At 68.3% G+C, this 26,339-nt stretch carries 29 protein-coding genes and 1 tRNA gene; 14 read left to right on the top strand and 16 right to left on the bottom strand.

Features of this window, described 5'->3' with window-relative positions; all coding sequences use genetic code 11:
* The first annotated feature begins 123 nt into the window (after positions 1 to 123).
* Entirely contained in the window at positions 124 to 1,578 is a 1,455-nt protein-coding gene (locus DU484_RS15265) for an ATPase domain-containing protein (RefSeq protein WP_114587288.1), read from the top strand.
* 13 nt (positions 1,579 to 1,591) lie between these two features.
* On the opposite strand, the gene DU484_RS15260 is transcribed toward DU484_RS15265, so the two are convergent.
* The 4 genes from DU484_RS15260 to DU484_RS15245 form a co-directional block, all read right to left on the bottom strand.
* Positions 1,592 to 2,086, bottom strand: coding sequence for an acyl-CoA thioesterase (locus DU484_RS15260; RefSeq protein ID WP_114586803.1), 495 nt, complete (start codon positions 2,084 to 2,086; stop codon positions 1,592 to 1,594).
* Between the two features lie 53 nt (positions 2,087 to 2,139).
* Positions 2,140 to 2,601 (bottom strand): bifunctional nuclease family protein, encoded by a 462-nt coding sequence (locus DU484_RS15255; RefSeq protein ID WP_114586802.1) that lies wholly within the window; start codon positions 2,599 to 2,601, stop codon positions 2,140 to 2,142.
* A gap of 50 nt (positions 2,602 to 2,651) precedes the next feature.
* Positions 2,652 to 3,284, bottom strand: a complete 633-nt coding sequence (locus DU484_RS15250; RefSeq protein WP_114606358.1) for an ArsR/SmtB family transcription factor — start codon at positions 3,282 to 3,284, stop codon at positions 2,652 to 2,654.
* 503 nt (positions 3,285 to 3,787) lie between these two features.
* Entirely contained in the window at positions 3,788 to 4,681 is an 894-nt protein-coding gene (locus DU484_RS15245; RefSeq protein WP_114606357.1) for a mechanosensitive ion channel family protein, read from the bottom strand.
* A gap of 195 nt (positions 4,682 to 4,876) precedes the next feature.
* Here DU484_RS15245 and dpsA point away from each other — a divergent pair, with 195 nt between their 5' ends.
* Complete coding sequence (dpsA, locus tag DU484_RS15240) at positions 4,877 to 5,425, top strand: DNA starvation/stationary phase protection protein DpsA (RefSeq protein WP_114586800.1); 549 nt, start codon at positions 4,877 to 4,879, stop codon at positions 5,423 to 5,425.
* 78 nt (positions 5,426 to 5,503) lie between these two features.
* On the opposite strand, the gene DU484_RS15235 is transcribed toward dpsA, so the two are convergent.
* The gene (locus DU484_RS15235; protein ID WP_394338765.1) at positions 5,504 to 6,826 is read right to left on the bottom strand and encodes a glycerate kinase type-2 family protein; all 1,323 of its coding nucleotides are present in this window, start codon (positions 6,824 to 6,826) and stop codon (positions 5,504 to 5,506) included.
* 61 nt (positions 6,827 to 6,887) lie between these two features.
* Here DU484_RS15235 and DU484_RS15230 point away from each other — a divergent pair, with 61 nt between their 5' ends.
* Together DU484_RS15230 and DU484_RS15225 are read left to right on the top strand one after the other, a co-directional pair.
* Positions 6,888 to 8,573 (top strand): TraB/GumN family protein, encoded by a 1,686-nt coding sequence (locus tag DU484_RS15230; protein WP_114586798.1) that lies wholly within the window; start codon positions 6,888 to 6,890, stop codon positions 8,571 to 8,573.
* On the top strand, positions 8,570 to 9,199 hold the full coding sequence (locus DU484_RS15225) for a zinc metalloprotease (protein ID WP_114586797.1): 630 nt from the start codon (positions 8,570 to 8,572) through the stop codon (positions 9,197 to 9,199). The genes DU484_RS15230 and DU484_RS15225 overlap by 4 nt, the downstream gene beginning before the upstream one ends.
* Here the strand turns inward: DU484_RS15225 and DU484_RS15220 are convergent.
* Entirely contained in the window at positions 9,196 to 9,624 is a 429-nt protein-coding gene (locus DU484_RS15220) for a universal stress protein (protein WP_114586796.1), read from the bottom strand. The genes DU484_RS15225 and DU484_RS15220 overlap by 4 nt on opposite strands.
* Before the next feature lie 72 nt (positions 9,625 to 9,696).
* Here DU484_RS15220 and DU484_RS15215 point away from each other — a divergent pair, with 72 nt between their 5' ends.
* The 4 genes from DU484_RS15215 to DU484_RS15200 are packed head-to-tail and all read left to right on the top strand — an operon-like array spanning position 9,697 to position 13,075.
* Positions 9,697 to 10,230 (top strand): VIT1/CCC1 transporter family protein, encoded by a 534-nt coding sequence (locus tag DU484_RS15215; RefSeq protein WP_114586795.1) that lies wholly within the window; start codon positions 9,697 to 9,699, stop codon positions 10,228 to 10,230.
* 39 nt (positions 10,231 to 10,269) lie between these two features.
* Positions 10,270 to 10,872: a TetR/AcrR family transcriptional regulator gene (locus DU484_RS15210; RefSeq protein WP_245957252.1), complete on the top strand. Its 603-nt coding sequence runs from the start codon at positions 10,270 to 10,272 to the stop codon at positions 10,870 to 10,872.
* Complete coding sequence (locus tag DU484_RS15205) at positions 10,869 to 12,278, top strand: MATE family efflux transporter (RefSeq protein ID WP_114606356.1); 1,410 nt, start codon at positions 10,869 to 10,871, stop codon at positions 12,276 to 12,278. Before DU484_RS15210 ends, DU484_RS15205 begins: the two co-directional genes overlap by 4 nt.
* 53 nt (positions 12,279 to 12,331) lie before the next feature.
* Entirely contained in the window at positions 12,332 to 13,075 is a 744-nt protein-coding gene (locus DU484_RS15200) for a proteasome assembly chaperone family protein (RefSeq protein WP_114586793.1), read from the top strand.
* On the opposite strand, the gene corA is transcribed toward DU484_RS15200, so the two are convergent.
* Positions 13,076 to 14,071, bottom strand: coding sequence for a magnesium/cobalt transporter CorA (corA, locus tag DU484_RS15195; protein ID WP_114586792.1), 996 nt, complete (start codon positions 14,069 to 14,071; stop codon positions 13,076 to 13,078).
* Positions 14,068 to 14,232: a hypothetical protein gene (locus tag DU484_RS20065; RefSeq protein WP_187347712.1), complete on the bottom strand. Its 165-nt coding sequence runs from the start codon at positions 14,230 to 14,232 to the stop codon at positions 14,068 to 14,070. Before DU484_RS20065 ends, corA begins: the two co-directional genes overlap by 4 nt.
* An 80-nt stretch (positions 14,233 to 14,312) precedes the next feature.
* Here DU484_RS20065 and purM point away from each other — a divergent pair, with 80 nt between their 5' ends.
* Positions 14,313 to 15,290, top strand: a complete 978-nt coding sequence (gene purM, locus DU484_RS15190; RefSeq protein WP_114606355.1) for a phosphoribosylformylglycinamidine cyclo-ligase — start codon at positions 14,313 to 14,315, stop codon at positions 15,288 to 15,290.
* Between the two features lie 111 nt (positions 15,291 to 15,401).
* Here purM and DU484_RS15185 read toward each other — a convergent pair whose 3' ends face one another.
* A complete protein-coding gene (locus tag DU484_RS15185; RefSeq protein WP_114586790.1) occupies positions 15,402 to 15,941 on the bottom strand; it encodes a CBS domain-containing protein in 540 nt (179 codons plus the stop codon).
* 85 nt (positions 15,942 to 16,026) lie between these two features.
* On the opposite strand from DU484_RS15185, the gene DU484_RS20830 reads away from it, so the two are divergent.
* A complete protein-coding gene (locus tag DU484_RS20830; RefSeq protein ID WP_449271734.1) occupies positions 16,027 to 16,185 on the top strand; it encodes a DUF7563 family protein in 159 nt (52 codons plus the stop codon).
* Positions 16,186 to 16,193: 8 nt separating this feature from the next.
* Here the strand turns inward: DU484_RS20830 and DU484_RS19625 are convergent.
* The 3 genes from DU484_RS19625 to DU484_RS15170 all read right to left on the bottom strand — a co-directional run bounded on the left by DU484_RS19625 (position 16,194) and on the right by DU484_RS15170 (position 20,413).
* A tRNA-Glu gene (locus DU484_RS19625) sits at positions 16,194 to 16,329 on the bottom strand.
* 125 nt (positions 16,330 to 16,454) lie between these two features.
* Positions 16,455 to 18,134 (bottom strand): histidine kinase N-terminal 7TM domain-containing protein, encoded by a 1,680-nt coding sequence (locus DU484_RS15175; protein WP_114606354.1) that lies wholly within the window; start codon positions 18,132 to 18,134, stop codon positions 16,455 to 16,457.
* Between the two features lie 50 nt (positions 18,135 to 18,184).
* On the bottom strand, positions 18,185 to 20,413 hold the full coding sequence (locus DU484_RS15170) for a CDC48 family AAA ATPase (RefSeq protein ID WP_114586788.1): 2,229 nt from the start codon (positions 20,411 to 20,413) through the stop codon (positions 18,185 to 18,187).
* A gap of 183 nt (positions 20,414 to 20,596) precedes the next feature.
* Here DU484_RS15170 and larC point away from each other — a divergent pair, with 183 nt between their 5' ends.
* Together larC and DU484_RS15160 are read left to right on the top strand one after the other, a co-directional pair.
* Complete coding sequence (gene larC, locus DU484_RS15165) at positions 20,597 to 21,889, top strand: nickel pincer cofactor biosynthesis protein LarC (protein ID WP_114606353.1); 1,293 nt, start codon at positions 20,597 to 20,599, stop codon at positions 21,887 to 21,889.
* Between the two features lie 31 nt (positions 21,890 to 21,920).
* Positions 21,921 to 22,304, top strand: a complete 384-nt coding sequence (locus tag DU484_RS15160; protein WP_114586786.1) for a RidA family protein — start codon at positions 21,921 to 21,923, stop codon at positions 22,302 to 22,304.
* Here the strand turns inward: DU484_RS15160 and DU484_RS15155 are convergent.
* A complete protein-coding gene (locus DU484_RS15155) occupies positions 22,301 to 23,029 on the bottom strand; it encodes a hypothetical protein (protein ID WP_114606352.1) in 729 nt (242 codons plus the stop codon). The two genes, DU484_RS15160 and DU484_RS15155, sit on opposite strands and share 4 nt — an antisense overlap.
* A gap of 205 nt (positions 23,030 to 23,234) precedes the next feature.
* On the opposite strand from DU484_RS15155, the gene radB reads away from it, so the two are divergent.
* Positions 23,235 to 23,936, top strand: a complete 702-nt coding sequence (gene radB, locus DU484_RS15150; protein WP_114587286.1) for a DNA repair and recombination protein RadB — start codon at positions 23,235 to 23,237, stop codon at positions 23,934 to 23,936.
* On the opposite strand, the gene DU484_RS15145 is transcribed toward radB, so the two are convergent.
* The 3 genes from DU484_RS15145 to DU484_RS20500 all read right to left on the bottom strand — a co-directional run bounded on the left by DU484_RS15145 (position 23,931) and on the right by DU484_RS20500 (position 25,791).
* Positions 23,931 to 25,073: a CBS domain-containing protein gene (locus tag DU484_RS15145; RefSeq protein WP_114586784.1), complete on the bottom strand. Its 1,143-nt coding sequence runs from the start codon at positions 25,071 to 25,073 to the stop codon at positions 23,931 to 23,933. The two genes, radB and DU484_RS15145, sit on opposite strands and share 6 nt — an antisense overlap.
* Before the next feature lie 171 nt (positions 25,074 to 25,244).
* The gene (locus DU484_RS20505; protein ID WP_157969581.1) at positions 25,245 to 25,532 is read right to left on the bottom strand and encodes a hypothetical protein; all 288 of its coding nucleotides are present in this window, start codon (positions 25,530 to 25,532) and stop codon (positions 25,245 to 25,247) included.
* A gap of 31 nt (positions 25,533 to 25,563) precedes the next feature.
* Positions 25,564 to 25,791: a hypothetical protein gene (locus tag DU484_RS20500; protein WP_262342800.1), complete on the bottom strand. Its 228-nt coding sequence runs from the start codon at positions 25,789 to 25,791 to the stop codon at positions 25,564 to 25,566.
* A gap of 13 nt (positions 25,792 to 25,804) precedes the next feature.
* Between DU484_RS20500 and DU484_RS20495 the strand changes: the two genes are divergently transcribed.
* Positions 25,805 to 25,969 (top strand): NAD-binding protein, encoded by a 165-nt coding sequence (locus tag DU484_RS20495; RefSeq protein WP_262342799.1) that lies wholly within the window; start codon positions 25,805 to 25,807, stop codon positions 25,967 to 25,969.
* The last annotated feature ends 370 nt before the right edge of the window (positions 25,970 to 26,339 follow it).

Raw genomic sequence — 26,339 nt, 5'->3', positions numbered from 1 at the left:
CCCGGATAAGCGTCTTGGTTCCGCTAGTGAGTGCCCGGGCAAGTAACTGTTCTCCCCGTGTAATACGCCGGATGACAGGTTACTCGGCAATTTATGTGGGTGACGACCGAACCGGGTTTCAACATGGCCTCGGCGACGACGAGTCGACTCTCGACGGGGATCGAGGGTCTCGACGAGATTCTGTACGGCGGATTCCTGCCTCAGCGGAACTACCTGGTGAAGGGAACGGCGGGGTCCGGGAAGACCATCCTCGGTCTCCACTTCCTGCAGGCGGGGGTCGACGCCGGCGACCCCGTGCTGTTCATCAACGTCGAGGAGGACCTCGACGACCTCACGGCCAACGCCGACGCGCTCGGATTCGACACCGACGCCATCGACTTCCTCGATCTGAGCCCGACCGCCGACGTGTTCGTCGAGGACCGGACGTACGACGTGTTCGACGCGGCCGAAGTCGAACAGGAGCCGCTCCGCGAGGCAATCGTCGACCGGGTCGAGGCCCTCGAACCGACCCGGGTCGTCGTCGACCCGCTGACGCAGTTCCGATATCTCTCGACGGACGACTACCAGTTCCGCAAGCAGGTCGTCGGCCTGCTGCGCTTTCTCGGACAGCGGGGGGCGACCGTCGTCTTCACCGCACAGGACGCCCGGAACCAGCCGACCGAGGAACTCGAGTTCGTCGCCGACGGGACGATTCGACTGGAGTCGGCCCCGTACGGCTCGACGGTGCAGGTGCCGAAGTTCCGCGGATCGCGGGTCAAAAGCGGGGACCACGCCTACCGCATCACTGACGACGGAATGGCCGTCTTCCCGGCGCTGGCGCCGAGCGACCACCACGGGACGTTCACGACCGAACCCGTCTCCTCGGGCGTCGTCGAAGTCGACGAACTCCTCGACGGCGGCATCGAACGCGGGACGGTCAGCGTCATCAGCGGGCCGACGGGCGTCGGGAAGACGACGCTCGGCACTCAGTTCATGAACGCGGCCGCGGACCGCGGCGAGCGCTCGGTCGTCTACCTGTTCGAGGAGAGCAAGTCGACGTTTCTGGCCCGCTCCGAGGCCATCGGCATCCCCGTCGAGCGGATGACCGACCGCGGCACGCTCGACGTTCGGGAGATGAACGCGCTGGAACTGTCGCCCCAGGAGTTCGCACGGATCGTCCGGGAGGACGTGGAGAAACACGACGCGGAAATCGTGATGGTCGACGGTATCGCGGGGTACCGGCTGACGCTCCACGGCGAGACGGACATGGTACTCAAGCGGCTCCACGCGCTGGGGCGCTATCTCAAGAACATGGGCGTGACCACCATCCTCGTCGACGAAACCGACAGCCCGACGGGACCGTTCACTGCGACCCAGGAGAACATCAGCTATCTGGCCGACAACATCGTCTTCCTTCGCCATCTCGAACTCCGCGGCGAACTCCGGAAGGCCATCGGCGTCCTCAAAAAGCGCACGGGCGACTTCGAGCGGACGCTCCGCGAGTTCGAGATCACGACCGACGGCATCGTCGTCGGCGACCCCCTCACGGGAGTACAGGGGATTCTGACCGGGAGGCCGGACCTCCTCGACGACGAGTGACGGCCGCTCGGCCTCAGCTCCCGGAATCCTCCATCCGCTCGACGAGCCGTTCCAGCTGGGCCGCCCGCTCGTCGAGGGCGGCGTCGCGGAGACGGCGTTCACCCTCCGTCGGGCAGTCGAGGTCGGGGACGGGCGTCGGATCGCCGTCGTCGTCGACGGCGACGAACGTGAAAAACGAGGAAGTGGTGGCGCGTTCGGTGTCGGTTCGGGGGTTCTCCGCGCGCACCTCGACGGTCACGTCGAGGCTCGTCCGTCCCGTGTCGTAGACGTACGCCTCGACCACCACCACCTCGCCGAGGTCGATGGGGCGTTTGAAGTCGACGTGTTCCATCGACGCCGTGACCACGCCCTCGTTGGCGAAGCGCATGGCCGCGATGGCGCCACAGACATCCATCCAGTGGAGGACCACCCCCCCGAGCGCCCGTCCGTGCGTGTTCGTGTCGTTCGGGAGGACGATTTCGGTCATCTCGGTGTGGGACTCCGCGAGCGTCGCCGGCTCCGCTGTCATGGGTGACCGGTTGCTCCCGGGGGTGAAAAGTGCCGGCTATCGCGTCCCGGTCCCTATCGTTCGTCGTCGAAGTCGTCGATCCGTTCGGGTTCGAACTCGTCCTCGTCGCGGCCGGCCCGGTCGAGGACGCCGTCGGAGACGGTGATCGGGCAGTCGACGCGGACCGCGAGCGCGATGGCGTCGCTCGGGCGGGCGTCGAAGACGAACTTCCGGGCCTCCCCGTCGTCGTACCGCTCCACGTCGACTTTGGCGTAGAACGTGCCGTCGGCGAGGTCGTCGATCCGGATGCCGTCGACGGCGCCGCCGAACTCGGTGAGCATCTCGACCAGCAGGTCGTGGGTGAGCGGCCGCTCGAACGGCTCGCCCGAGAGCCCGAGCTGGATCGCCCGCGCCTGATCGGCCGTGATGACGATGGGGAGGTACTCCTCGCGGGCGGCCAACAGGACCGCCGGCACGTTCGAACCGTCCTCGCTCGTGCCCACCCCGATGCCGGTCACCTCGGCGGTGTGCTCCATGGGAGTGATTTGGTGCGGGGAGTATGAATAGCTACGGGGCCATCGACCCGCTACCGACGCACGTACCACGCGACGCCGACGACGGCGAGGACGAGGGCCCCCCCGAGGAAAAAGAGGAGGCCGGGCGGCAGCCCCGCGCCTGCGGCGTCGGCGGCCGTCGGGGCCGCTTCGGTACTCATCGTCCCCATGCCGCCACCGTCGCCACCGCCGGCGTCGGCGCCGCCCGTCTGTGCGCCGAACGGCGGTCCCTCGACGTACCACTGGACGAGGAGGCTCGCGACGCCGAGGAGACCGACGGCGCCGAGGAGGTTCTTGAGCGCACTCTCCAGGCCACGGCTCTCCTCTTCGGCCCCGGCGAAGACGACCAACGGCCGGTCGGCGGGGGCGTAGCGGTTCATCTCTCTTCCCTTCTCGGAGTAGACGGTGTCGGCCACCTCGATCAACCCCGCGTCTTCGAGGTTGCCGAGGTGGTACTGGGCGTTCTGGAGGGAGGTGTCGACCCGCTCTGCGACGTTCGCGGGCGTGTCCGGTTCCTCGTGGAGGGTCGCGAGCACCTCGCGGGCGGTGTCGGAGGAGAGCGCCGACAGCAGGTCGTCGGCGTCCTCGCTGTCGAGGCCGATGACACGTGGGTCGGCCTCCTCCGCCGCGGGGGCGTCGGGACGCGAGGGCAGCAAGTCTGCCATACGCCCCCTACGACGGGGTGGGGTACAAACTTTCGGCTCCTGCACGGTAGTGTTGAGATAAGCATTCGAAACTGGGACCACCTCGAAAGCCCCCGGCGTCTCGGCTCCCGGGACTCGCTGCGCTCCTCACTGCGTTGCGGTGCTTGCGTCGTCCGGGTACGCCGAGACGCCGGCCCCTTTCAGTCCCGCCCGGCGGCGGCCGTCTGGCAAGCCGATGCGGGCGGGACTGAAAGGGGCGCCTCGTCATCGGGCGGCTTCGCCGCCCGATTGCCCGAGGGAGCTTCGCTCCCTCGCTGCTGGAGGAAGGCGGCCGACGCAAGGACCGCAGGCCGAAGGCCGAGGACCGCAGCGAGGCCCCCGACTCCAGCGGGGCGGGGCTTTCGAGGTGTCTCTAATCCAATCGCGCTAATCGCAACAGTACCCTGCGCTCGGTCTCGTACGGATCAGTGTCCCTGTTCACCGGTGGTTCGCCGAGACAGTCCGATGGCGGACGATAATCCGTCTCAGTCGTCGGCCGGCACCGCACCGGACGACTCGACGCCAATCGTCCCGACGAGTTCGGTGTGCGGGTACGGCATCCCGATCCCCTCCGCGTCGAATCGGGTCTTGACGGCCTCGACGAACGCCGCCCGTGTGCCGCCGGCGCTCGTCTCCCGGGGGTCGATCCAGACTCGGCCGTTGAGGACGACGGCGGAGTCGCCGAGCGCCGTCACCGGCGCGGACGGTTCGGGGTCGGCCAACACGCCGTCGACGGCCGCGCCCTCCTCGACGATGCAGCGCCGGGCGTCCTCGATGTCGGCGTCGTACTCGATGCCGAAGTCGCAGTCGACCCGGAGCGTCTCGTTGGCGACCGGGTTCTTCACCACCGCGCTCCCCAGATCACGGTTGGGGACGGTGAGCTGTTCGTTCCCGAAGGTGTCGAGTTTCGTGACGCGAAGCTGGATTTCGCGGACGATGCCGCCGTTGCCGCTCCACTCGATGTAGTCGCCCACCTCGAACGGCTCGTCCTTGATGATGAACACGCCGGCGACGAAGTTGGCGATGAGGTCCTGTGCGGCGAAGCCAACCGCGAGCGCGAGGGCGCCGGTCAGGGTGGCGAAGGCGGTGAGGATGGCGCCGAACCCCGCGATGGTGGCCCCGAGCGCGAACGCGCCGAACAGCGCGAACAGGCCCGCGAGACTCGATCCGAGGCTCACGATGGCGGGCGAGAACTCCCGCGCGCCGAGTGCCCGCTTCGTCACCCTGACCAGCACCGACCGGCCGACGAGGTAGATGACGACGAACGCGACGACGAAGACGAGGACCGTCACGGCGAACGCGACGAGGGCGTCGCCGTATCTCGCGATGATCTCACTTCCACTGGTCGGTATCCCCTGTTGCAGCGCTACGGAATCCATGCTTCGTTCACGACGGCAGATAATATAAAATCACCAACATCATGGGCGACCCCTCTCCTCTGCTCACGACGACGATATCGGCCGATCTGAATGCTTCGCTCAGAGCCGTTATCTCCCGATTTCGGGCGTTTGAAGCCGTGTGAACGGCTCACAGCGAAAACGGATAAGTGGTTGGAGGCCCAACGAACGAGTGCAATGAGCACTCAGGAATCAGTCCGACAGCAGGCCGACGAAGTCGAAGCCACCGAGGCGCTCCGGCTCGACCAGGAGAAGACCGAACAGCTCGTCGAGGCGCTCAACACCGACCTCGCCGCGACGTACGTCCTCTACCATCAGCTGAAAAAGCACCACTGGAACGTCGAGGGCGCGGAGTTCCTCTCGATCCACGAGTTCCTCGGCGAGGCGGCCGAGGACGCCGAGGAGGCGGCCGACGAAATCGCGGAGCGCGCCCAGGCGCTCGGCGGCGTCCCCCTCGCCGGCGGCAAGCGCCTCGAAGAGAACGCCCCCGTCTCCCCCGAGGGCGACGATGTCTACGACATCCGGACCTCGCTCCACAACGACATGGAGATGTACGGCGACATCATCGAGACGGTCCGCGACCACGTCGAACTCGCCGAGGGCCTCGGCGACCACGCCACCGCCGAGATGCTCCGCCAGAACCTCGTGACGATGGAAGAGCACGCCCACCACATCGAGCACTACCTCGAAGACGACACGCTCGTCCTCGACTCGGCGACCAACTGACGACCGTCGATCCTGCTGACGGGCGGTTCACCGGCCGTCTCTCGCGTTTTTCTTTCGCTTCGTCCCCGCCAGCGGCGCCTACTCGACGACCAGCACCCGCAGGTCGTTGACGTTCGTCCCCGTCGCCCCGGTGCTGATGACGACCCCCCGTTCGCCGAGGTAGCCGTAGGCGTCGCTGTTCCCGAGCGCCGCCCGGGCCTCGCGGGCGTCGTCCACGGTGTCGGCGTCGACGAGGGCGCCCGCGAAGTCGCTGCTGCCGTCCTTGCCGTCGGTGTCGACGCAGGCGAGCGTCGCCCCGTCGGGGAGTTCGATGGCCGCCGCCAGCGCGAACTCGGCGTTCGGGCCGCCCACGCCGTCGCCGCGGACGGTGACCGTCGCCTCCCCGCCGGAGAGGACGACGGCCGGCGCCTCGAGGGGATTCCCCGTCGCCTCGACTTCCTCAGCGACGGCGACGTGGGTCAGCGCCGCCTCTCGCGCCTCGCCCCGGACCGACGAGGAGAGGACGCAGGGGTCGTACCCCCGGTCGGCGGCCACTTCCCGTGCGGCGTCGATGGCGGTGAAGCCGTCCGCGAGGACGTGGTTCGTCACCCGGTCGAAGACGGGGTCGTCGGCCCGCGGCGTCTCGGGCAGGTCGCCCGCCGCGCCGGCTTCCAGCCGCTCGCGGACCGCCTCGGGCGGGTCGACGCCGTACCGCTCCAGCGCGTCGAGGGCGTCCGCGTACGTCGACTCGTCGGGGGCGGTCGGGCCGCTGGCGATGACGCTCAGATCGTTGCCGACCACGTCGCTGAACATGAGGCCGACCACCGTCGCGGGCGCGGCGAGTTCGGCGAGGCCGCCCCCTTTGAGCGTCGAGAGGTGTTTGCGGACGGCGTTGAGCGCGCCGATTTCGGCCCCGGCGTCGAGGAGCGCGTCGGTCGTCGTCTGCAGGTCCGAGAGGGTGATGCCCTCCGCGGGCGCGGGAAGCAGGGCACTCCCCCCGCCGGTGACGATAGCGAGGACGAGCGTTCGCTCGTCGGCGTCGGCGACGAGTTCGTGGATGCGGTCGGTTCCCTCCACTCCCTCCTCGCTGGGAACGGGGTGGTGGCCGCGCAGGCGCTCGATGCGGTGGTCCTCGCGCTCGCTCGGGTCGGGCGTCACGACGGCGCCCGCGGCGATGCGGTCGCCGAGGACCGTCTCAAGCGCGTCCGCGACGCCGTCCGCGGCCTTCCCGCCGCCGACGGCGACGATCCGATCCACGCCAGAGAGGTCGTAGGTGGCGTCGGCGACGTGGAGTCGGTCGCCGTCGAGGCGGACCGAATCGGCGACGACGCGGTCCGGTCGTGCGGCGTCGATGCCGGCCCGGACGCAGGCCAGTGCCGTCTCCCGCGCGCGGGTCGATGCCAGCGCGGCTTCGTTCTCGATGGAGACCATACCCCGCCTCTCTCCGACAAGGGTAAAAAGCGTGCCCCAGTAGCGACCGGTGATGAGTGACGCCGCCGCCTCGACCGAGGGCGAGGGTCGTGTCCGCGTCGTGGGCACGGCCCACGTCTCCGCCGAGAGCGTGCGAGAGGTCGAGGAGGTGATCGAGGCCGACCGGCCGGACGTGGTCGCCGTCGAACTCGACGAGGGGCGCTACCGACAGATGCAGGGCGAGACGCCCGACGACATCGAACCCGGCGACCTGCTCCGGGGCAACACCGTCTTTCAGTTTCTGGCCTACTGGATGCTCTCCTACGTCCAGTCGCGGCTGGGCGAGAAGTTCGACATCCAGCCCGGCGCCGACATGCTCGCGGCCGTCGAGACGGCCGAGGACCTCGGCATCGGCGTGGCGCTGGTCGACCGCGACATCCAGACGACCATCCAGCGGTTCTGGGCGCGAATGGGTGTTCTGGAGAAGTTCCGCCTCGTCGGCGGCCTCGCCTTCGGGCTCACGGACGCCCGCGGCCTCGGCCTCGCGCTCGGCGTCTTCGTCGGCGTCGTCCTCGGTCCCCTGCTGGGCCTCTTTGGCCCCTCGCTCGGCCTCTCGACGCCCATCCTGGCCCGCGTGACGGGCGGCGTCCTGCTCGCTATCGCCGTCGGATTCGTCGTCCACACGCTCGCGGACGCCGTCGACGCCCTCGGTCCCGACGACCGCCTGTTCGCCGCCGCGGGCGTCGGCGTCGCGGCCGGCCTGATCGGCGGCGTCGGTCTCGGCCTCGCCGACGGCGTCGTCGCCTCGCTCGGCACGTTCGTCGCCCGCATCGTCGGCAGCCTCACGCTCGGCCTCGCCGGCGGCGTGACCGTCGGCCTCGTCGTCGGCTTCCTCGCCGACCGTGCCGGCTACGGCGCGACGGCCGACGAGGAGTTCGACGAGTTCGACGTCGCGGAACTCACCGACGCCGACGTGGTGAGCGTCATGATGGAGGAGTTCCGCACCTTCAGCCCCGCCGGCGCCCGCGCCCTGATCGACGAACGCGACGCCTACATCGCCCACGAACTCGTGCGACTGCGCGACGCCGGCCACCACGTCGTCGCCGTCGTCGGCGCGGGCCACCGGGAGGGCATCGAGGGCTACCTCGACGCGCCGGAGACGCTCCCGCCGTGGGAGTCGCTCGTCGGCACCGACTCGGGCGGTGGCGTCCCGTGGCTGAAGGCCGCGGGCGTCCTCGTCTCGCTCGGCTTCGTCGCCTTCTTCGTCCTCCTCGCGATGGCGGGGGTCCGCGACGGCTTCCTCCTTCGGCTCTTTGCCGCGTGGTTCGTCGTCAACGGCGTCTTCGCGGCCGGCCTCGCCCGCCTCGCGGGCGCGCGCTGGGACTCGACGCTCGTCGGCGGCCTCGTCGCGTGGATGACCTCCGTCAACCCACTGCTCGCCCCGGGGTGGTTCACCGGCTACGTCGAACTCCGACACACCGCGGTCAACGTGAGCGACATCGGGACGCTCAACGAACTCTTGAGCGACGAGGAGACGCCGATCCGGACGCTGATCGGGCAGATGTTCGACGTGCCACTCTTCAGGCTCATCATGGTCGTCGCGATGACGAACATCGGGAGCATGATCGCGAGCCTCCTCTTTGCGGTGTACGTCCTTCCCCTCTTCGCCACCGAAATCGGCGGCGTCGAGGGCGTCTCGCGACTCATGCTCGAAGGGGCGAGAAACAGCGCCGAACTCCTCTGGAGGACCGTCGCGTGAACCTGACGTTCAGTTCCCGCGAACTGCAGGACCTGGCCATCGCGTGGGTGGCCCTCGGCGTCGCCTTCGCCATCTTCTTCGCCGGCGGTGGAAGCCGCGCCCTCTCGATGCTCGTCGACCAGGGACTGATCCAGCCCCTCGTCGTCTCGCTGGTCACCGCCGGCCTCGGCTTTCTGCTCCACGAACTCGCCCACAAGGTGGTCGCGGTCCGGTTCGATCAGATCGCCGAGTTCCGCGCCGACTACGGCATGCTCTTTATCGCCGTCGTGAGCGCCATGGTCGGCTTCCTCTTTGCCGCGCCGGGGGCCGTCCACCACCGCGGCCGGCTCACGGCGCGGGAACACGGCCTCATCGCCCTCGCCGGGCCGGTGACGAACGGGCTGCTCGCCCTGGTTTTCGCCCCGATTTACGTCACCGGCCTCCTCGTCGGGTCGCCGCTGCTCTCCCTGCTCGGCGGCCGGGGCGTCGCCATCAACCTCTTTCTGGCGGCGTTCAACCTCATCCCGTTCGGGGCGCTCGACGGGAAGACCGTCCTCGACTGGAGCAAGGCGGTGTTCGCCCTCACGTTCGTCCCCGCCGCCGCCGTCACGGTGTTCGTGGTGTTCGTGTTGGGCATCGGATTCTAGCGAACCACGGTCACCGTCGCCTCGGCCCGTCGGAGTACCCGTTCCGCGACGCTCCCGAGGACGAGTCGTTCGAGACCACGACGGCCGTGACTCCCCAGGACGACGTGGTCGACGTCGTTGGCCGCGACGTAGCGGACGATTTCCCGCCCCGGGTTGCCGACGGCCGTCGCCGTCCGAAGCGAGACGTCCGTCTCGGCCGCCCGCGCCCGTGCCCGGTCGAACAGATCCTCGGTGGCTTCCATCTCGGATTCGTACCACCGCTCCGCCTCGATTGGCCCCCCGACCTCCGACTCGTAGATGGCGTCGAGTGGATCGACGACGTGGAGGACGACCACCTCGGCGTCCGACCACTCGTCGAGAGCGTGTTCGAGTGCCCGCGTCGCGAGCGGTGAGTCGTCGAGCGGCACCAGCACGCGTGTCAACATAAGAATCAGTTGGCGCCGCTGACGTATATAGCTCGGCGCCAAGGCTACGGTACCCGCCGTGCAAGCCGACGTATGCTCGATACGCTTCTCGGCGACGACGTGACCGATCGGGGCCGGTATCTCCCCGAAATCATCTACGGCGCCAACGACGGCATCGTCACCACGTTCGCCGTCGTCGCGGGCGTGGCCGGCGCCGCTCTCGACCCCGCCATCGTGCTCGTCCTCGGCGCCGCGAACCTCTTCGCCGACGGCTTCTCGATGGGCATGAGCAACTTCCTGAGTCGCCGGTCGGAGGCGGACTACCACGACGCACAGGGCGCCGCGGTCGACGACGACGGCAAGCCACCCGCCTCGACGGCGCTGGTCACCTTCGTCGCGTTCGTCGTCGTCGGCGGGTTTCCCCTCCTGCCGTACCTGCTGGTCGTGGAGCCGCTCTTTCCCGCCTCGGTGGCCGTCACCGGCCTCACTTTCTTCGTCGTCGGCGCGAGTCGGTCGCTCGTGACCGACCGAGGGTGGCTGCTCAACGGCGGAGAGATGTTCGCCGTGGGGATGGCCGCCGCGACGGTGGCGTACGTCGTCGGCGACGTGCTCGCGTCGGTGGCGTAGGTTCCGAAGGCTTTTGCTGACTGACCGGTCAGTTAGAGTGTGACCGGCGATCCGCCCTCCACCCCGACCGACGACATCATGTGCGCGACGTATCGCGCCCTCTGTCGGCACGGCTACGCCGACCTGACGATGCAGGACATCGCCGACGAGTGGGCAAAGAGCAAGGCCGCCCTCCACTACCACTACGACACCAAGCGCGGCCTCCTCCTCGCGTTTCTGGATCACCTCTTCGAGTCCTACACCGAACGCGTCGCCGACCCGGCCGAGGGGACGCCCCACGAGCGCCTCCACGCCCTCCTCGCCGCCGCCCTCGACCCACCGCGCGCGGACGCGACCCGCGAACTCCGCACGGCGCTGTTCGAGGTCAAGGCGCAGGCCCCCCACGACGACGCCTTCCGCGAGCGACTGGAGCGGTTCGACCGCTACCTCCAGGCCGAGATTCGCGGCGTCGTCGGGGCCGGCGTCGAGGCCGGTGCATTCCGGGCCGACGTCGACTCGGACGAAATCGCGACGTTGCTGGTGACGCTCGTCAACGGCGCCCACTCCCGACGGATCGTCCTCGGCGACGACGCGGGCGTGCCCGAGGCCATCCGGTCGTTCGTCGACGACCACCTCGTCGAGGAGGCGACAGCTGACCGATGAAGATCTCCGACGTCTTCAAGTCCCGCGACGAGTTCGATCTGACCGCCGGCGACGTGGGGAAACCCCTGTTCTATCTCTCCCTCCCCATCGTCGTCACGAACCTGCTCCAGACGGCGTACAACCTCGCCGACACCTTCTGGATCGGGCAGTACAGCACGAACGCCCTCGCCGCCATCAGTTTCGCCTTCCCGATGGTCTTTCTCATCATCTCGCTCGGGATGGGACTGGCGGTGGCCGGGAGCATCCTCGTCGCCCAGCACACCGGTGCGGACCAGGAGGGCGAGGCGGAGTACGCCGCCTCCCAGACCGTCGGCTTCGCCGCCGTCGCCGCCGTCGTTCTCGGCACCGTCGCCTACTTCCTCGTCGGCGACGTCCTCGCGCTGCTTGGTGCGTCCGAGGACGTCCTCCCCCTCGCCACGGCGTACATGGAGATCATCTCGCTGGGCATCTTCTTCATGTTCGGCTTCTTCGTCTTCATCTCGCTCATGCGGGGGTACGGCGACACCATCACGCCGATGCTCGTCATGCTCGGCTCCGTCGCCCTCAACGTCGTTCTCGACCCCTTCCTCATCTTCGGGTGGTGGATCTTCCCGCGGTGGGGCATCGAAGGCGCCGCCATCGCCACCGTCTTCTCCCGCGGCCTCGCTCTCGCCGTCGGCCTCTGGATCATGCTCTCCGGCCGGCGCGGCGTTCGCATCCGCCCCCGCGACATCGTTCCGGACCTGAACTACGGCCGGCGACTCGTCCGCATCGGCGTCCCCGCGTCCGTCGAGGGGACGGGACAGGCCGTCGCCATCAACCTCCTCATGTTCATCGTCGGCACCTTCTCGACCCCCGTCGTGGCGGCGTTCGGCATCGGCGTCCGCGTGTTCTCGGTCATCTTCCTCCCCGCCATCGCCGTCGCCCGCGGGGTGGAGACGATGTCCGGCCAGAACATCGGTGCCGGCAAGCCCGACCGGGCGGCGCTGACCGCCCGCGTCGCCGCCAAGACGACGTTCGTCGTCCTCGCCGCTGCAGGCGTGGTCACGTTCTTCTTCGCCGACCCCATCGTCGCCCTGTTCACGAACGACCGGGCCGTCGTCGAGGTGGGGGCGACCTTCCTCCGCTACGTCGCGCCCTCCTTCGGCTTCATCGGCATCATGCGCTCGTACAACGGCGGGTTCCGCGGCGCCGGCAAGACGCTCACCGCCGCCGCCATCGCCGTCTCGATGCTCGGCCTGATCCGCCTCCCCATCGCGTGGGTCGCCTCCGGGTTCATGGGGCCGCCCGGCATCTGGCTCTCCTTTTTCGTCTCGAACGTCGCCGGCGCCGTCATCGCGTACGTCTGGTTCGGGCGTGGGAGCTGGCGATCGGCGGACGTTCGCGGATCGTCGGTCGACGTGGCCGACGAACCGGCGACCGACTGATCGGCCGAACCCCGGCGCGAAGGCCTAAGTGACCCTTCGCCGTACGACCGTTCATGTCAACGAATCCAGGGCGCGATCCGACGTTCCACATCTCGAACGACGCCTCCCCCTCGACAACCGTCGTCGCCGGCTTCTCGGCGTTCGGCCTCGCCGGCCTCACGGCCGTCGATTTCCTCGTCGACCACCTCGAACTGGAGGAGACCGGCCACCTCACCGCCGAGTACCTGCCGTCGATCACGCCGTTCGAGGCGGGGCGTCCCCGACACCACTCGCGATTTTTCTCCCGGCCGGACCTCGATCTGACCGTCTTCGTCAACGAACTGTTCCTGCCGACGCCGGTGGCCGATTCCTTCGCCGACACCCTGCTCTCGTGGACCGACGAACACGACGTCGCGGAGATTCTGGTGCTCTCGGGCATCCCCTACGCCCACGGCCCCGACGAACACGACACGTTCTACGTCGCCTCCGACGACTACCGCGAGCGACGACTCGCCGACGCCGACATCCGACCCATGGGACGGGGCTTTCTCGACGGGATCAACGGGTCGTTGATGTACCGCGGCATCGAATCCGACCTTCGGACGGCGCTGTTCATCACCCCCGTCCACGCACAGGTGCCGGACGTGCCCGCTGCCATCCGCCTCGTCGAGACGTTCGACCGGGTGTACGACTTCGGCATCGACGCCGGCCCTCTCGAGGAGTTCGCCCGGACGGTCGAACAGTACTACCAGGACCTCGCTGCGCGCCTCGAAACGGTCGCCAATAAGCAGATGCCGGAGGATCGGATGTACATGTGATCAGAGCCACCCCTCGCTCCGGAAATACTGGAGCATGACCGTCGCGGTGAGCGCCATCCCGACGAGGACGGCGGGGTAGCCGAAGCGCCACCCGAGTTCGGGCATGTTGTACGGGCCACCCCCGAAGTTCATGCCGTAGACGCCGACGACGAAAGTCAGCGGCAGGATGATGGTCGCGACGACGGTCAGGCGCTTCATCACCTCGTTGGTCGACTGCGAGAGCGTGTTGAGGTAGATGTCGCGCGCGCCACTCGCCAGGTCGCGATACGTCTCGACCAGTTCGACGTGCTGGATCAGATGGTCGTACACGTCGCGGTAGTACTTCTCCGTCGACGCCTGGACGTAGTCGGCATCGCCGCGTGCGAGGACGCTCACGGCGTCACGGGTCGGCCAGACGATCCGCCGGATCGACAGGAGTTCGCGACGGAGGCTGTTGAGTATCTCCAACGTCTCGGTGTCCGGATCGTCGATGATCCGGTCTTCGACCGCCTCGATATCGCGACCGATCTCGTCGAGGATGGCGAAATACTCGTCGACGACGGCGTCGAGGACGCGGTAGGCGGTGAAGTCGGCGTCGCGCTGGAGGAGCCGTGGCTCCTCGCGGTGCACCCGCTCCCACACCGTCTCGACGGCCGCCGTCTCCTCGACCGCGAGCGTGACGATCCAGTCGTGGCCGAAGAAGAGGCCGACCGGTTGGTCGCGAATCTCCTCCTCGAACGTCGTCTCACCACCGCGCAGGCGGGCGGTCTTGACGAGGACGAACGTGTGATCCGGAAACAGTTCGACCTTCGGGCTGACGTTGCTCCGCACGTCCTCGATTTCGAGCGTGTGGAGGCCGAACCCCGCACTCAGTCGCTCGAGTTCGTCGTCGGTTACGTCCGAGGCGCGCGTCCAAGTCGTGCCGGTCGCCGTGCGCGCGGCCCGGAGCGACTCGGCGTCGGTGGATTCGCGCGTCTCGACCCGATCACCGTCGTAGACGAGCGTGCGGACGGTCACGCGCCCGCCCCCCGACCGTCGCCGATGGCTGCGAGCGTGATGCCGACCATGATCGCCGTGAGCGAGAACGCCCGCCCAGGGTAGGCCACGAAGACGCCGCCGGCGTAGCCACAGACGCCGACGACGGTGAGGCCGGCGCCGACGGTGAACGTCCGATCCATGCTTTCCCTTCCCACGGCGCCGACAAATATCTCCCCGTCGATGCGGTGTGCTTTTGCGTCCGGCCGACGGGGTGTCGCGCATGAACGACGAGGACGAAAGCGAGGAACTCACCTACGCGGCGACGGGCGTCGACATCGCGGAGAGCGAGGCGGCGACGGCCGCCCTCGTCGGTGCCGTCGGCGAGAGCGCGGGCGACTACGCGGGTCTCCTCGACATCGGCGACCGCTATCTCGGCCTGGCGACCGACGGCGTCGGGACGAAACTCCTCGTCGCCGAGGCGCTGTCCGACTACTCGACGGTCGGCATCGACTGCATCGCGATGAACGCCAACGACCTCGTGGCGGCGGGGGTCCGGCCGGTCGCCTTCGTCGACTACCTCGCGGTCGACGAACCCGACGAACGCTTCGCCGAACAGATCGGCGAGGGGCTCGCCGAAGGGGCCGAGCGCGCGGGCATCGAACTCGTCGGTGGCGAGACGGCGGTCATGCCCGAAGTGGTCAAGGGACTCGACCTCGCGGGCACCTGTGCCGGCCTCGCCGCGAAGGACGCACTCTTTCCCGGCCGTGCCGACGTGGGCGACGCGCTCGTCGGGGTGCCGTCCTCGGGGATCCACTCCAACGGATTGACGCTGGCGCGGACGGCCGTCACGCGCGAGGACGACTACACCGACCCCTGTCCGTTCGGCGACTACGACACCCTCGGCGAGGCGCTGCTCGAACCGACGCGCATCTACACCGACCTCCTCGATCCGATGCGGGAACACGGCGTCAACGCGGCGGCCCACGTCACGGGCGGCGGGTGGACCAACCTCGACCGGCTCGGCGATCACCGGTACGCCATCGACGATCCATTCGATCCCCAGCCGGTGTTCGACTACGTCCAGGAGGCGGGCAACGTCTCGGACGAGGAGATGCACCGGACGTTCAACATGGGGACCGGCTTCGTCGCGGCGCTCTCCCTGTCGGACGCCGAGGCGCTGGCGGAGGCGGTGGACGGCCGGATCATCGGCCACGTCGAGGACGGCGACGGCGTCTCGATCCGCGGGCTGGAGCTGTAGCGGGCAGGCGTCCGAGGCGACGCCGGAACGGGCTGGACGCACGGCGGCGAACCGGTTCCGGGTGGGGTGTCAGATCACGCGAGCGAGTGGCCGCGTCCCCGCTCAAAAACCTCAGGAGAGTTCGGCCGCGATGTCCGCTTCGGTGATGATGCCGACGGCTTCGCCACCCTCGGTGACGATGACGGCCTTGTAGTAGTCGAGCAGGTTGCTGATCTTGTCGACGGAGTCCTCGCGCGAGACGGTGGGGAACTGCTCGCTCATGATCTCCGCGACGGCCTTCTGCCCGACGTTTTCCCCCGCACGGCGGATGTCGCTGTAACTGATCGAGCCGACGGGCAGTCCGCTCTGCAGGACGGGGAGCTGTGAGAAGGCCGCGTCCTCCATCTGCCGTTCGGCGTCCGCGACGGAGTCGTCCGGTGCGACGCTGACCAGCTCCTCGTTCATCAGGTCCTCGGCCCGGACGACGCCGCCCTCGGCCTCGTCGAGCGCCGCCACGATGCGGCGCAACGTCGAGAGGCGCGGATCGACGTCCCCGCCTTCGATCCGTGCGATCAGCGGCTGCGAGACGCCCGCCATCTCGGCGAGGGCGCTCTGGGTGAGATCCAGCGAGGTCCGCCGCTCCCGCAGGTCCTGTGGCGTGGGTAGTTCCATGCGGCATAATAACTATAGGTTATTAAAATCACTTTCGGCCCTTGCCCCAAGACTTATGTAAAATCTGACGCGATTTCCCCGCCGTATGCCCGAGTGCCAGAACTGTGGTGCGTTCGTCACCCGTGACTACGCCCGGGTGTTTACGCCGGACGGCGTGGACGAACCCCGCGTATGCCCCCGCTGTGAAGATATGGTCCGCGACGGCGCGGACGTCCGTACTGCCCGCTCTCCGCGAAACTCCTGATTGCGAACTGGAAGGGGCGGGATTCGAACCACGCGAAGCCGTGTGCCGACCGAGAATCGGTCGACTCCCTCGCCGGCTACCCGGTCCGCGTCGACGCGGAGGCCGGCGACCGGCGAGAACGCTCTACCACTGAGCCACCCTTCCACCTCGCTCGTACGCCGACGAGTCACTAATACGCGTTGGTGGTCGGCACGGCCGTCGTAACGGTGTATCGGTGGTTCGCCACGACGGTCCGGCGAACCATCGGCACTAACTGACGATAACCCGCATCAGTCCCCAGGGCGCAACGCGATCGTGACGACGCTTCCCCGTGGGTCCCGCCGTTCGAACGACACGGTGCCGCCCGCGGCGGTGACGGTCCAGTGGACCAGCCAGAGGCCGAGGCCGCTCCCGTGTTTCAGCGACGTCTCGCTTCCCTCCCGTAACGCCTCCAGTTCGGCTTCGGGGATACCGGGACCGTCGTCCGCAACGTGAAGTCGGGTGTAGTCGTCCGGCTCCGACACCGACTCGACGGTCACTTTCACCCACGGCCGCTCGGCGTCGTTGTGTTCGACCGCGTTTTCGAGGAGGCTTTCGACGCTGATCGTGAGCAGCCTGGGATGGGGAACGAGCACCGTCGTCCCCGTGGGGAGTTCCGTCTCCACCGTCGCTTCGGGGTGAGCGGTTCGGATATCCTCCACGACTGGCGTAACGTGCGCACCGAGGTCGACGGATTCGTTCGGTCGCCCGACGTAGTCGGCCGTCTCGACCAGAAGTCGAACCTGCTCGCCCAACTCGACCAGTTCGTCTGCCGTCGTCGTGATCCGTTCGCCGATCACCCGCACGTCCTCCGTCTCGTGTTCGGCGAGTTCGTCCGCCCACCCCGTGATCACGTTCATCCGGTTCCGGAGGTCGTGACGCAACACCCGGTTGGCGACTTTCAGCCGCTGTTGGTACGTGTGCCGATCCGTGACGTCCCTGAACTGGAGGACGTAGCCGACGGTCCGCCCGTGATCGTCGGACAGGGTCGAGTGGGTCACGTCGTAGGTGCGTTGCTGGCCCTCGACGACGATCGTCAGTGTCGTCCCCGACACCGATTCGAGGTCGAACTCGTCGGCGGGGAAGTGTTCGGCGATCGGATCGCCCTCGATCGGCCCGCCGAGAATCCGCTCCGCGGACGGATTCGCCGTCACGGCACGCAGATTCTGGTCGAGGACGACGAACCCGTCGTCGGCGTCGGCGACGATCTGTTTCCGAGCGACTGGGACGCGTTCGAGGAGGTCGAACCGGAACAGCGCCAGCCCGAAACACGGGCCGGTGATGACGAACGCGAAGGGGGTGTAGTCGAGCGAGGGGATCACGCCCGGATCGATGCCGAGCGCGAACGTCGTGTTCGCTACGAGCGGCGGAATCGCGCCGACCAACAGCAGTCCGGCCTGTGTCCGATAGAGCGTCGACCGCACTACCGAGAACAGAAGGAGGCCGAAGCCGACGGGCGTCACGACGTACGTGTACGCGAGGTGGAGCAGGTACGCCGGGCCGAACGTGAACTCGACCGCGTGGAGCGAGCCGTAAGTCACGAGCGCCGGATCGCTCCAGACCAACCCGTGTGTCGGATTCGTGAGCGTCAGCAGGCCGAACACGAGCGGATCGACGATCATGACCGCTCGGATCGCCGGCGTGAGCCACGCGTCCCGATTCGTATACTGGACCGCAAACAGGAACCAGAGGGAGGGGACGAGGCCGCCGATGGCGAGTGCCGACCGCTGCCAGACGAGCTGGGCGTCGAGCGTCGTGAACCCGAGGCCGACGGCGTAGCAGAGCGCCCACCCCCCCATCGCCGTGATGAGGGCGAGAAACGCCATCGCGGCGGGCTGGGACCGGTGTTCTCGTCCCACGGCGGCGATGATGAAAAACAGGCCGGCGGCCACGACGCCGACGACGGTGTACAGTGTCGGGTCCCAGGCCACTCGTGTGGATGGGACGAATCGTTACAAAAAGGCTCCGGCGGGGAAGTCGCCTACTGGAAGCCGATCCGGCCGCCGCCACCACGGCTGGCGAAGCTCTCGCCCCCACCGCCCTTGAACTGTTCTTCGATCTGTTCGTAGTAGTCCATGATGTCGTCCGTGATCGTCGGCCGGACGTTCTCCATGGCCTGCCGGAAGTGTCGCATCTCGACTTCTTCGGCCCCCTCGTCCTCGCGGAGTGCGACCATCGCCGCCTCGCGGGCGATGCTCTCCAGGTCGGAGCCGACGTAGCCGTCGGTGATCTCGGCGATCTCCCGGAGGCTAACGTCGGGGGCGAGCGGCGAGTGCTGCGTGTGGATCTTCAGGATCTGCTCGCGACCCTCCTGCTCGGGTTCGCCGATGAACACGAGGCGGTCGAACCGGCCAGACCGGAGTAGGGCGGGGTCGATCATATCCGGCCGGTTGGTCGCGCCGATGACCATGACGTTGCCCATCTCCTCCAGCCCGTCGAGTTCGGTCAGAAGCTGGTTGACGACGCGCTCGGAGACGTTGTTACCCACTTCGTTGCCCCGCGACGGCGCGAGCGAGTCGAGTTCGTCGAAGAAGATGACCGTCGGGGCCACCTGCCGGGCCTTCCGGAACGTCTGCCGGATGGCCTTCTCGCTCTCGCCGACCCACTTCGACAGCAACTGCGGGCCGCGCACGCTGATGAAGTTGGCGTTGGTCTCGTTGGCCACCGCCTTCGCCATCAGCGTCTTCCCGGTCCCCGGTGGCCCGTACAGGAGGACGCCCTTCGGGGGTTCGATCCCCATGCGGTCGAACTTCTCCGGCGAGGAGAGCGGCCACTCGACGGCCTCCTTGACCATCTCTTTGGGCTCGTCGAGGCCGCCCACGTCGTCCCACGTGATCTTCGGGAGTTCGACCAGCACCTCCCGCATCGCGGAGGGCTCTACCTCGCCGAGCGCGCCGCCGAAGTCGTCGCGCTTGACGATCATCCGGTCGATGAGGCTCGGCGGGATGTCCTCCTCGTCCAGATCGATCTCGGGGAGGTACCGCCGGAGCGCCTTCATCGCGGCCTCCTTCGTCAGGCTCTCGATGTCGGCGCCGACGAAGCCGTGGGTCTCGTCCGCGAGGTGATCGAGGCTCACGTCGTCGGAAAGCGGCATACCGCGCGTGTGAATCTGGAGGATCTCTTTCCGTCCTTCCTCGTCCGGAACGCCGATTTCGATTTCGCGGTCGAACCGCCCCGGTCGACGGAGCGCGGGATCCACGGAATCCACCCGATTGGTCGCCGCGATGACGATGACCTGCCCCCGGGTTTCGAGGCCGTCCATCATCGTCAGCAGTTGGGCGACGACCCGGCGTTCGACCTCGCCGGTCACGTCCTCACGCTTGGGCGCGATGGAGTCGAGTTCGTCGATGAAGATGATCGACGGCGACTCGTCTTTGGCGTCCTCGAAAATTTCGCGCAACTGCTGTTCGGACTCGCCGTAGTACTTCGAGATGATCTCCGGCCCCGCGATGGAGAAGAAGGACGCGGAGGTTTCGTTGGCGACCGCTTTGGCCAGCAGGGTCTTCCCGGTCCCCGGCGGCCCGTGCAGGAGGACGCCCTGCGGGGGTTCGATCCCCAACTTCTTGAAGATCTGCGGGTGCTTCATCGGGAGTTCGACCATCTCCCGGACGCGCTGGATCTCGTTTTGCAGGCCGCCGATGTCCTCGTACGTGATGCCGCCGCCGGTCTTCTCGAAGCCCGAGATGGGCTCCTCACGCAGTTCGACCTCGGTGTCCTCCGTCACGAGACAGACGCCCTCCGGTTCCGTCTCGACGGCGATCAGCGGGATGGCCTGTCCCGGCGACCGCATGAACGGGTGGTTCGTACTCGACATCACCGGGACGATGTCGCGTTCGACCACCGGCCGCTTGAGGATCTGCCGTTTCACCATGCCGGCGGCGTCGGAGCCGAACTGGACGCTCGCCTCCTCCGGCGGCGCGAGGACGAGTTTCTCGGCTTTCGTCGCCTCCGCCTTCCGGATGGTGACGCGCTCGCCGATGCCCACGTCCGCGTTCTGCCGGGTGAACCCGTCGATGCGGACCGTGTCGGTGTTCCAGTCCTGTCGGTCGGCACGCCACACCTTCGCCGCCGTCCGATCGGCCCCCTCGATCTCGATGATGTCACCTGGCGACAGCTTCAGGTGCAGGAGCGTGTCGGGGTCCAATCGGGCGATGCCACGCCCCGAGTCGTTCGGGTACGCTTTCGCCACTTCGAGTTGCACTTCGTTCATGATATACCCGCGAGGATGGTGAAACTTCCGTGGTGGGGCGGGATAAGTTTGTTGTCCCGTCCCGTGGTCGTCGATCGTGTCATGTCGTAGCATACGCCCAGGGCGTACAAACCCCTACCGATCCCGGCCGGATCGTCCGCTGGCGGTCGCAAGCCGTTTGCCCGTCGAGAGCGAGCGACCCGTATGAAGACGCTCGCGTTCGACGGCCGCATGGGAGCGAGCGGCGACATGGTCTGTGCGGCGCTCGTCGCCGCCGGTGCCGACCCCGCCGTTCTCGCCCCCGTCGAGGACGCCCTCGACGTGCGCTACGCCGTCGGCTCGACGACTAAAGCTGGCATCGCGGCGACGACGGTCGACGTGGTACTCGACGAGGGGGACGAGGACCACAGTCACGACCACTCACACGGCCACGACCACGACCACTCACACGGCCACGACCACGACCACTCACACGGCCACGACCACACCCACGCCGAAGGTCACGGTCCCAATCGAACCTACGCCGAGGTCGTCTCGCTCGTCGAGAGTCTCGACCTCCCTGCCGAGGTCGAACGCGACGCCCTCGCCGTCTTCCGCCGACTCGGCGAGGCGGAGGCGGCGGTCCACGGCACCGATCTCGACGACACGCACTTCCACGAAGTGGGGGCCGACGACGCCATCGCGGACGTGGTCGGGGCCTGCCTCCTGCTCGCGGATCTCGGCGCCGAACGCGTCGTGACGGCGCCGGTGTCGGCCGGCGGCGGCACGGTCGCGATGAGCCACGGCACCTACCCCGTCCCCGCGCCCGCGGTCGCGGAGATCGCGGCCGACGCCGACTGGTCGCTCCGTGGCGGCCCGGTCGACCGCGAACTCCTGACGCCGACGGGGGCGGCCCTCCTCGCCGAACTCGCCGAAGGCGTCGCGGAACTCCCCGCCATCGACGTCGACGCCGTCGGCTACGGCGCCGGCGACGCCGACGTGCCCGACCATCCGAACGTCCTCCGCGTCCTCGTCGGCGACGGGACCGGCGGCCTGCGACGGGAGACCATCTCCGTCCTGGAGACGAACGTCGACGACGTGACTCCCGAGGTACTGGGGAGCTTACAGGAGACGCTCGCGGAGGCGGGCGCGCGTGACGTGTCCATCGTCCCGACGACGATGAAGAAGTCACGGCCGGGCCACCTCGTGAAGGTGGTCGTCGACCCCGCGGACGCGGGCGCCGTCGCCCGCCGCCTCGCCGAGGAGACGGGGACGCTCGGCGTGCGCGAGGGAGGTGCCCGCCACCGCTGGGTCGCGAATCGGGGCTTCGAGACGGCGACGCTGACCGTCGAGGGCGAGGCGTACGACGTGGCGGTCAAGGTCGGGAGCGACGCCGACGGCGCCGTCTACGACGTGAGCGCGGAGTACGACGACGCGCTGGCGGTCGCCCGCGAGACCGACCTCTCGGTGCGCGAGGTGATGCGGCGGGCGGAAGCACTCGTCGACGGCCCGGAGTAACGGTTTCATGTCCCGGCAGCGAGACGCGACCATGGACCGTGAGCGCTACGCCTCGGGCACCGAGTGGGAGTCGACGGTCGGCTACTCGCGGGCGATTCGTGCCGGCAACGAGATACACGTTTCCGGAACCACCGCGACGGACGACGACGGGCAGGTCGTCGCCCCCGGCGACCCCCACGCGCAGACGGTGCGAGCCATCGAGAACGTCGAAACGGCGCTCTCGGCGCTCGACGCCGCCCTCTCGGACGTGGTGCGGACCCGCCTGTTCGTCACCGATATCGACGACTGGGAGGCAATCGGACGCGCCCACGGCGACGCTTTCGCCGACGTGCGGCCGGCGACGACGATGGTGCAGGTCGAGCGACTGATCGATCCCGAGATGCTCGTGGAGGTGGAGGCGGTCGCGCGGGACTAGTCCCGGTGTTCGTCCAGCGCTTCCTCGACGGTGAGGTCGCCGGCGGCGACCCGGCGGGCCAACCCCTCGTCGATGGTGCGGTCGTCGGTCGACAGCTGTCGGGAGCGGTCCTTGATTCGCTGGAGTTCGCCCGCCGTGGGATCGACCTCCCGGGAGTCGATCCGTTCCCCCTCCAGCCGGGCGATGTTGACCGCGGCGAGCACGTCGCCCATCCCCCGTGCGCCGGTACCGAGGTAGGGGGTCGTCCCCGTTTCGTCGACGAGTTCGACCGTCACGTCGTCGAGGTCGTTCACCAGTCGGGCGCCCTGAAGGCGCGCGCCGTCGCCGATCCGGACGAGCGGATCGACCGCGTCGGCCACCTCCCGCCGAATCGTCTCCACGGCGTCGCCGAGGGGCACTTGGAACGCGGCGACGACCGTCTCGCCGGCGAGGACGGCGATTCCCGGCCGGACCCCGGGATCGACGCCGACGACCGTTCGGCCCTCGCCGCCCCGCAGGAGCGCCAGCGCCTCGTCGACGGCACGGCGGGCGTCGGCGGCCGTCGCGGTGACGCGGTCCGTCTCCCCGTCCCCGACCGCGTCGTCGTCCGGCGAGGCGATCACGGCCGACGCTTCCACGGGGAGGTCGTCGCCGGGGTCGACGGTGGTGAACGCCACCCCGCGGTCCCGGAGCAGCGCGACGACTTCGTGGTACAGCTCGAAATCGGCGGTGGCGACGACGATCACGGTCGGGGTTGGCCCCCATAGCGGTAAAACGTGTCGTGCAGGGGTGCCGTAGGTCGCTCGGGTGGACGGATCGCTGGTAGCCACGGACGGAAGACGGACCGCCGGCGACCGCGACCTGACGGAACTGCGAACAGCCGGCGACCGCGACCTAACGGTCGCGGTCGCGGTGTCGAGGGTTTATGACCGACACCGACCGAGGGGGAGTGTGCCCGAGTCAGAGCCAGTGCCCACCGGCTGTCCCCCGCTCGACGACCTGCTGGGCGGCGGGTTCGAGCGCGGCACCGTCACGCAGGTGTACGGCCCGCCCGCCGCCGGCAAGACGAACCTCGCGCTCTCGGCGGCCGTGCAGGCGGCCGTCGGCGGGGGGACGGCGGTCTACATCGACACGGAAGGCCTCTCGGTCGACCGGTTCCGACAGCTCTCGGCGGCGGCGAGCGACGGCGAGGACCTCGACGCCATCACCTCCCGGATCGTCGTCAGCGAGGCCCACGACTTCGCCGAACAGGAGGAGGCGGTCCGCGACGCCGCCGACTTCGCGCCGCGGGCGGAGTTGATCGTCCTCGACAGCGCGACGGGCTTTTACCGGCTCGAACGCCACGACGACGACGAGGGCGAGACGCTCCGTCGGGTGGGACGGCAGGTGACGCATCTCCTCTCGCTCGCCCGGAAACACGACCTCGCGGCGGTGGTGACGAATCAGGTGTTCACCGACCCCGAGGGCGACCGGTCGCGGGCGCTCGGGGGTCACACGCTCGAACACTGGACGGGGACGGTCCTGCGGCTGGATCGCTTCCGGGGCGGGAATCGGCGAGCGACGCTGGAGAAACATCGGTCGAAACCCGCCGGCGAGACGGCGACGTTCCGCATCACCGGCGAGGGACTGGCCGCGGGCGAGGAAACGTTATAGTTCGCCGAGCTTCCGGAGGAGCTGGCCCCGGTACTGTTCGTCGGCGATGAGTCCCTTCAGTTCGAGGACGTTGCGTTCGAGCGTGTCGGCGGCGATGTTGAACGCGTGGTCGGCGCCGTAGCCTTCTCCGGAGCCGGCGACCTGGCCGCGGTTCGTGCGCAGGCGAATCTGACACTGGATCAGCGGGGTGCCGCGGAGCTTCTCCTTGTGCTCGTGGAATCGGACGTGGGCGTGGTGGACCTGCATCTCCTGGTACTTGTCGGCCACCTCGGTGATGCCCTGCACGATCTCCTCGCGGCTGATTGTGTCCAGCAGGGCGACGTTGGTGATCTGGACGTCCATCTGCCCCTCCTCGGTGAAGGTGAGGGCACGGAGCACGTCGGTCTTGGTGAGGACGCCGCCGACCCGGTCGTCGTCCCCCTCGTCCGTGACGACGAGTCCCGACACGTCGTTGTCGAGCATCTGCCGGACCGCCTCCTCGACGGTCGCGTCGTCGTCCGTCGTCAGCACCGGACTGGTCATCAGATCGTAGACGGGGAGGTCGAGCATCCGGTCGATGTCGCCGCGGCGGTCGCCGCGACCCTGTCGGTCGGCGTCGCGGACGACGAACTCGACGATGTCGTGGGTCGTGAGGACGCCGACGAGGGTGTCGTCCTCGTCGACGACGGGGAGTCGGGAGATGCCGTGTTCGCGCAGTCGGTTGATCGCCTGCCCGACGTGGGCCTTCTCGCCGATGGTCACCACGTCCGCCGTCTCGATCTGTTCGACGGTCAGCGCGTCGAGGCTGTCGAGGACGGCCGTCAGGATGGCGTCGGCCGTAATGATCCCCCAGAGGTTCTCGCCCTCGTAGACGGGGGCGACCTTCGTGTTGCCCTCGACGAGGACGCGGGCCACCTCGCGAACGTCCTCCGTGCGGTCGACGCGGGGGGCGGATTTCATCAGCACGCCGGCCTTGGTGTCGTCCTCGATCCGTGAGCGAACCAGGTCGCGTTCCCCGATCACGCCGGCGTACTCGCCGTCTCGCGTGACGATGAGACCCTTGGGATTCTCGCGGTCGAAGATAGAGCGGACCTTCCCCAGCCGCTCGTCCGCGTCGACTTCGATGTACTCGGAGGTCGCAATCTCGGCAATATCCATAGCTACACGGTGGTCATCCGGTGGCTTGAAAGTTGTTTCTTCACCGCTGCCGTCGTGTGAAGGGGTGACAGTCCCCCGGTAACGTTTGCGCGGAGGTCTACGCCTTTGCGTCGAATCCGCCAGGGGCAAGTGATAACCCGGCCGACCGTCCCCATCGTCGCGAACCGGTGGTTACTCCAGCGCGTCGCTCGCCCCGCCCTGACGCTCGTGGGCGTCGTCGTCGCCGGGTTCGTCCTCGTTTGGGGCGTCGGCGTCGTCGACGCGGCGTTCTGGCTGCTCGATCCGTCGAGCATCGCGATCCACCACCGGACCGCGTCGGGGCCGGTCCAGCGCGTCAAGGCGTTCGCCATCGTCGTCCGCGTGGCGCTCGTCGTGGCTGTACTCTGGACGGGCGAGACGGCGCTGACGGCGGCGTTCGGCGGGCAGATCAAGGAGGAACTCAGACGCGTGGAAGACCAACGAGAACGGACGTCGATCAGCGAGCACACCATCATCTGTGGCTACGGGATGTTCGGCCGAACGGTCGCGCGAGCGCGGCCGCGTGATCGTCGTCGTCGAACACGGCCCTGCGCAGTACGTCGTCGAACACGGCCCTGCGCAGTACGTCGTCGAACACGGCCCTGCGCAGTACGAACGCGTCCTCGACGCCGACCTCTTTGGCGTCGACGGGGACGCGCGACGCCGGCATCGACCGCGCCGACACGCTCGTCGCCGCCATCGACGACTCGAACGTGAACGTTCAGATCGCCCTCCTCGCGACGCAGTTGGCGCCGGACCTGACCGTGATCGTCCGCGTCGGCGACGAAACCTACGAGTCGGTCGCCCGCCACGCCGGCGCCGACGACGTGATGATCCCCGAAGTCTCCGGCGGGGAACGCGTCTCGGAGCAGTGGTGACGGGACGTGTGCCGTGGGGGTTACGGTGGCTGCGCTGGTCGTCCGTTCGACGTTTCGAACACCGCAGTAGCAGTCGCTCGGGGTTGGTAGAGAGACGGGGTAGGTCAGTCAACGGGACCACACGTGGAGTACACGTGGGCTGAAAGGGGTTGCCTGACCGTGCCGTCTACCTCCCTTTCCCGGCAGCGCTACAAAACCCCTCCGGTCCGGAGCTCCGGGATGGACCGGCTTCCGACTCTACGACGCCCACGAGCCCGTGCGTCGCATGACGATCCGACATCCCCGTTCTCGGGTCCGCTCTGCCGATACGCTCCCCCAAACGATTATTTAGTATCCGGAAGTGCTCTCGCTTATGGACCTCGCCAAGCTG

Source organism: Haloplanus rubicundus, from assembly GCF_003342675.1.
GTDB classification, from domain to species: Archaea; Halobacteriota; Halobacteria; order Halobacteriales; family Haloferacaceae; genus Haloplanus; species Haloplanus rubicundus.
Note: the sequence above shows the minus strand (reverse complement) of the source record. Positions and strands in the feature narration are given on the sequence as shown.